Annotated in this window: 5 protein-coding genes; all 5 read right to left on the reverse strand. The window is 72.1% G+C overall.

Annotation, left to right across the window (positions count from 1 at the left end):
• Window positions 1-530: hypothetical protein (locus HY703_11670; protein ID MBI4545846.1), on the reverse strand; the 530-nt coding region annotated here is incomplete at its 3' end.
• 8 nt (window positions 531-538) lie between these two features.
• Window positions 539-1,063: a hypothetical protein gene (locus HY703_11675; protein ID MBI4545847.1), complete on the reverse strand. Its 525-nt coding sequence runs from the start codon at window positions 1,061-1,063 to the stop codon at window positions 539-541.
• A gap of 211 nt (window positions 1,064-1,274) precedes the next feature.
• Entirely contained in the window at window positions 1,275-2,717 is a 1,443-nt protein-coding gene (locus HY703_11680) for an MATE family efflux transporter (protein MBI4545848.1), read from the reverse strand.
• Window positions 2,718-2,735: 18 nt separating this feature from the next.
• A complete protein-coding gene (locus tag HY703_11685) occupies window positions 2,736-3,983 on the reverse strand; it encodes an isoaspartyl peptidase/L-asparaginase (protein ID MBI4545849.1) in 1,248 nt (415 codons plus the stop codon).
• A 260-nt stretch (window positions 3,984-4,243) separates the two neighbouring features.
• Window positions 4,244-4,675 carry a BrxA/BrxB family bacilliredoxin gene (locus HY703_11690; protein MBI4545850.1) on the reverse strand — a complete coding sequence of 144 codons (432 nt, stop codon included), beginning with the start codon at window positions 4,673-4,675 and terminating at the stop codon, window positions 4,244-4,246.
• Window positions 4,676-4,810: the final 135 nt, after the last annotated feature.

Below are 4,810 nucleotides of genomic sequence, written 5' to 3' on the forward strand. Positions count from 1 at the left end.
CGCGTGAGCTGGAGCCCCCGTACGCGCGGGGGTGTGAGCGGCAGACCTAGCTCGCGGGCGAGGAAGCGGCCGACCTCGGCCGGGTCGGACGTGATGATGTGATCATCACTGACCGCGCGCCGCAGGTAGTCCTCGATGAATATGGCGTGGTCAGCGCTGGCGCCGTGACTGCGCCCGCTGAGCAGCCAGGCAGTCAGCGCGAGGGCCAGAACCGAGGCGAGGCCAGCGGCCCGGGTGGCGCGTCGGGACCAGGCGGCCGATGGCGTGCCGGCCCGCTCGGGTCCGGCGCGTGTCCCCACGCCACCGGCCCTCACCCGCGCCAGGGCAGCGAAGACGCGCTGCCGGAGCAGGTCCGGCGCGCGCTCGTGGCGCAGCCGGTCGTACAACTGCAGCAGGGCGCGATCCTGCGCGAAGTAATCGCAGCAGGCGGCGCAGTGCTCGACATGGGTGCGGGCCTCGAGCACTTCCGTGCCGGCCAGCCGGGGCCGTTCCGGCGGCCAGAGGCCTTCCCGTGCGCGGAAGCAGTCCATGGTCGACATCAGTTCACTGCCAGCCCCTGCTCCCGCGTCCCGCCGGTGAGTCTGACCACCTCGGCGAGGAACGCATCCCGGTACTGCAGCAGGGGGCGCAGCTCCTCGGTTCCCCGTCCTAATGCAGTGGCCGCTTCGGCGTAGCGCCAGCGGCGGAATATCACGAGCCAGATGGCCGCGCGCGCGTCCGGCGGCAGGACATGCGCCGCGCGGTACATCGCCTTGGTTTCCGATGCGGGGTTCCGAGGCGGCTCGCGGCGGCGTCGCCCAGGCCGCTGCGCTTCTGGGGTGGGGGGTGCCGCCGCCGCTGCGGCCCAGCCCAGATAGTCCTGGATCAGCCGGCCGTGCAGCCACAGGCCAGCGTTCTCATCATCCTCCAGCACGTGGAACACGCCGAAGGCGCGGGTCAGCGTCTCGAGCAGCAGTTCTTCTGCGGCAGCTTGATTCCCGGCGCTGAGGAAGAGCGCGGCCTGGTAGAGCGCATCCAGTTCGCGGGCCGCTAGCTCCTCGAAGCTGTGTGCCGTGATCCTCACTGCGTTTGCTCCCCCCTAGGTGTGCCGTGGCCCCAAGGCGCGGCGCGGGGAGTCGGGCACGCCCTCGCTGGCCGGGGAAACCACTGGCGCTGCACTCGCTACGCGGCAACGTCTGCTGGCGCAGCAGCCCCTTTCGGGCGGCACTTTGTGGGGCATGCTGCGTTTGCCTGATGAACTCACGGCCGCGGGAAAAGGTTCGCGGAGTGCGGCGCTAAAATGCAGCCTCAGGGGATGGCCGCGGTACGCGGAACCCGGCGGCACCCTGCCAGAGCACGCCGCGCACGCGAGCGGCGAGCAGGACGGCGACGGCGCCGAGGGCGACAGAGAGGCCGGCCCAGATGCCGCTGGGGCCGAGCGGTGTGCGGAACCCCAGCAGGTAGGCGGTGGGCAGGCCGATGGCCCAGTAGCCGCCGGCGGCGATCAGCATGGGTCCGCGCGTGTCGGCCGCGCCGCGCAGCACGCAAATGCCGGCGACCTGTGCGCCGTCAAAGAGCTGGAAGAGCGCGGCGAAGAGGAGGAGCGTGCTGCCCAGGGCGACGACGCCGGGGTCCGAGGTGTAGAGCCCGATCAGCTCCTGGGGCAAGGTGACGAAGAGCAAGGCGCAGACGCCCATGAAGCTCATGGACAGGAGGTAGGTGGCGAAGACGGCGCGCCGCACCGCCCGGCGACTTCCCGCGCCAATGTGCTGGCCGACACGGATCGAGCCGGCCAGGCTGGCGCCCAGGGCGACCATGAAGGTGGTCGCGGCAATGTTGATCGTGACCTGGTGCGCCGCGAGCTGCGTCGCCCCGAACCAGCCCATCATGATGGCGGCGAAAGCGAAGAGGCCGACCTCGACGCCGAGCTGACCGGCAATGGGAGCGCCGATGCGGGTGATGCGAGCGAGGAGAGCGGGCACGGGGCGCCAGTGCACGCCGGCAAAGCCTCGCAGCGCCGGGCGGCCGAGCAGGTAGGCGGCCATGGCCAGGAGCATGGTCCACCGAACGAGCGTAGTAGCCCAGCCGCTGCCGACCACGCCCATGGCGGGGATCCAGCCGTCCACGCCGTAGATGAATGCCCAGTTGCCGAGCACGTTGACGCCCAGGCCGAGGAGTGTCATGACCATGGTCGGGCGAGCCATGCCCATGCCCTCGAGGTACTGGCGCAGCGCCATGAAGAGCAGGGCGGGTGGCACGCCGGCGGCGAGGGCGCGGAGGTAGCCGCCGGCGAGGCGGGCGACGTCCGGCTTCTGGCGCAGCAGCAGTGCCACGTCCTGGCCCAGCAGGCAGAGCGCGATGAGCGGCAGGCTGAGGATGAGCGCGAGCCAGGCGCCATGGACCAGGACGCGGCGGCACTCGTCGGGGCGGCCGGCGCCGAACGCCTGGCTGACCAGCGGGGCCATGCCCAGGATCACGCCGCTGCAGACCCAGAGCGCAGTGGTGTGGATGGCGGAGCCCACGGCGGCGGCGGCCAGTGGCGTGGCGCCCAGGGGCCCGACCATGAGCGTGTCCACCGTGGTCATGCCCACGGTGCCGAGCTGGCTGACGATGATAGGGCCGGCCAGGGCGAGGAGTCCGGTCAGCTCGTGGAGGAAGAGGCGGCGGCGCCGGCTCCGGCCGGGCGCCGTGGTGCGCAGGGGGCGCCGCGGGCGCGCGGCGGGCAACGTCGTCTGCATCCGCTCCGGCCCGCGGGCCTACTCCTGGTAAATCTTGACGACTGGCTTGCCGTCCCGGCCCACGGTGCCGCGGTACATGCCGGGCGTGTTGAAGGAGATGGCGACCGCGCCGCTGCGGTCCATGGCGATCACGCCCCCCTCCGCGTTCTGCTCGGCCAGCTTCCTGCGGATCACCTCGTCGGCCGCCTGCTGCAGCGGCTGGCCGAGGTAGGCGGTGCGGGCGCAGATGTCGTAGGCGACGACGTTGCGGATGAAGAACTCGCCGTGGCCGGTGCCGGAGACGGCACAGGTGGCGTTGTCGGCGTAGGTGCCGGCGCCGATCACGGGGGAGTCGCCAATGCGGCCGAAGCGCTTGTTGGTCATGCCGCCGGTCGAGGTGCCGGCCGCCAGGTTGCCGGCCTGGTCCAGGGCGACGGCGCCCACCGTGCCCAGGTGGCGCGGCATTGGTGGTGACTCTGGGCACGCTCCGGCGCGGGGGTCTGCCCTTCGAGGGAGCTGCGCGATGACGCGCCCACCGGCCCCCCTCCGTTCCCTGCCCACCGCCTCCGCCCTTCGCGCTCCGCTCCCCTCAGGGCAGACCCCGCGCGCCGTCGCTTGCGGTGCTTGCTCCGGGCGCGCTCCGGCGTGGCGTGGCGTCGCATCCAGGCGTGAGGTGCGCTTCTTCTCCGCCTCGAGCGCCTGCTGCAGTTGCTGCCAGCGGCGCTCGGTGAAGAAGTAGCTTTCGGGCAGGAGCTCGACCCCGTGCTCGCTGGCGAAGGCTTCTGCGCCCTCGCGCGCCATCATCACGTGGGGCGACTTCTCCATGACCAGCCGCGCGAGGGAGATCGGGTTCTTCACGCGCTTGACGCCCGCCACGGCGCCGGCGGCGCGGGTGCGGCCGTCCATGATCGAGGCGTCCAGCTCGTTGGTCCCCTCGTGCGTGAAGACAGCGCCCTTGCCGGCATTGAACAGCGGGGAATCTTCGAGGATGCGGATGGCGGCCTCGACGGCGTCCAGGCTGCTGCTGCCCCTGGCCAGGATGGCGTGGCCGGCGGCGAGCGCCTCCGTAAGCTTGGAGGTGTAGGCGGCCTCGAGCTCGGGCGTCATGGTCTCCTTGACGATCGTGCCGACGCCGCCGTGGATGACCATGCCCCAGCCGGCGGCGTGACCGGCGCTCGGGGCGGCAGGCGTCTGCTGCGCCGCGGATGCCGCGGGCGCGAGTAGCGCGAGGGCGAGAGCTACAGCCGGGGTTCGGGCTCGGGCTCCGTGGCGGCGGTGCTTACCCATGGCTCGTGGGCGGGTCTTGCGCTCGGCGAGGCCGAAGGACTCCAGGCGGGCTTCGCGCAACCGCCGCCGCTGGGCTCGGGCTCGGATCGGGTGTTGGCCTGAACCGCTTATGGTTCGTAGCGCAGGGACGCAGGCGTGCAGAGAGAGTCGCAGCGGGCCGCGTTCGGACCGGGCGACGCGGCGGCTGGGAGACGGGGTGACGGGGTGACGGGGTGACGCGTCGACCGGGCGACGGCGCGGCGTGGCGCGAGGCAAGACGATCATCCGGCGATCTCGCGGTTCGCGGCAGGTGCGCAGTGTGCGTCAAAGGCGGCGGTCAGCGCCTGGGCTACATCTTCCGGGTGGCGTCCCTGGATCTGGTGCCGCTCGAGCATGAAGGCGAGGCGGCCGCGGAGGAACAGGGCGACGGCGGGCGAGGACGGCGGGAAGGGGGCGAAGTGCTCGCGGGCGTGCGCCGTCGCCTCCAGGTCCTGGCCGGCGAAGACGGAAGCGGCCCCATCGGGCCGGACGCGGTGGTGCAGCGCCATGGTGAGCGCGGGCCGGAGGCTGCCGGCGGCGCAGCCGCAGACGGAGTTGACCACGATCATCGCGGTCCGGTCCTGGTTCGCGGCCAGGAAGGTGTCGACCTGCTCGGCGCTGCGCAGTTCGCCGATGCCCAGGCTGGTCAGTTCCTGGCGCATGGGCGCGATCATCAGCTCGCTGTACAAGCCGCACCTCCCGTGGTTCTTGCGCCTCGGGCCGCCGAGGCGTGACGTGCAGGAAACATGGTCCGGTTGCCGGTGCGCCGCAAGCCGAGAGGTCGAGCGGGGTCATTTCCGCATTCGGCC

The organism is Gemmatimonadota bacterium, from assembly GCA_016209965.1.
Lineage (GTDB): Bacteria > Gemmatimonadota > Gemmatimonadetes > Longimicrobiales > RSA9 > JACQVE01.

Bases quoted from the DNA above. Each gene is read 5' to 3' on its own strand.
- HY703_11680 (MBI4545848.1), bottom strand. From the start codon at position 2,717: ATGCAGACGACGTTGCCCGCCGCGCGCCCGCGGCGCCCCCTGCGCACC.
- HY703_11685 (MBI4545849.1), bottom strand. From the start codon at position 3,983: ATGGGTAAGCACCGCCGCCACGGAGCCCGAGCCCGAACCCCGGCTGTA.
- HY703_11690 (MBI4545850.1), bottom strand. From the start codon at position 4,675: ATGATCGCGCCCATGCGCCAGGAACTGACCAGCCTGGGCATCGGCGAA.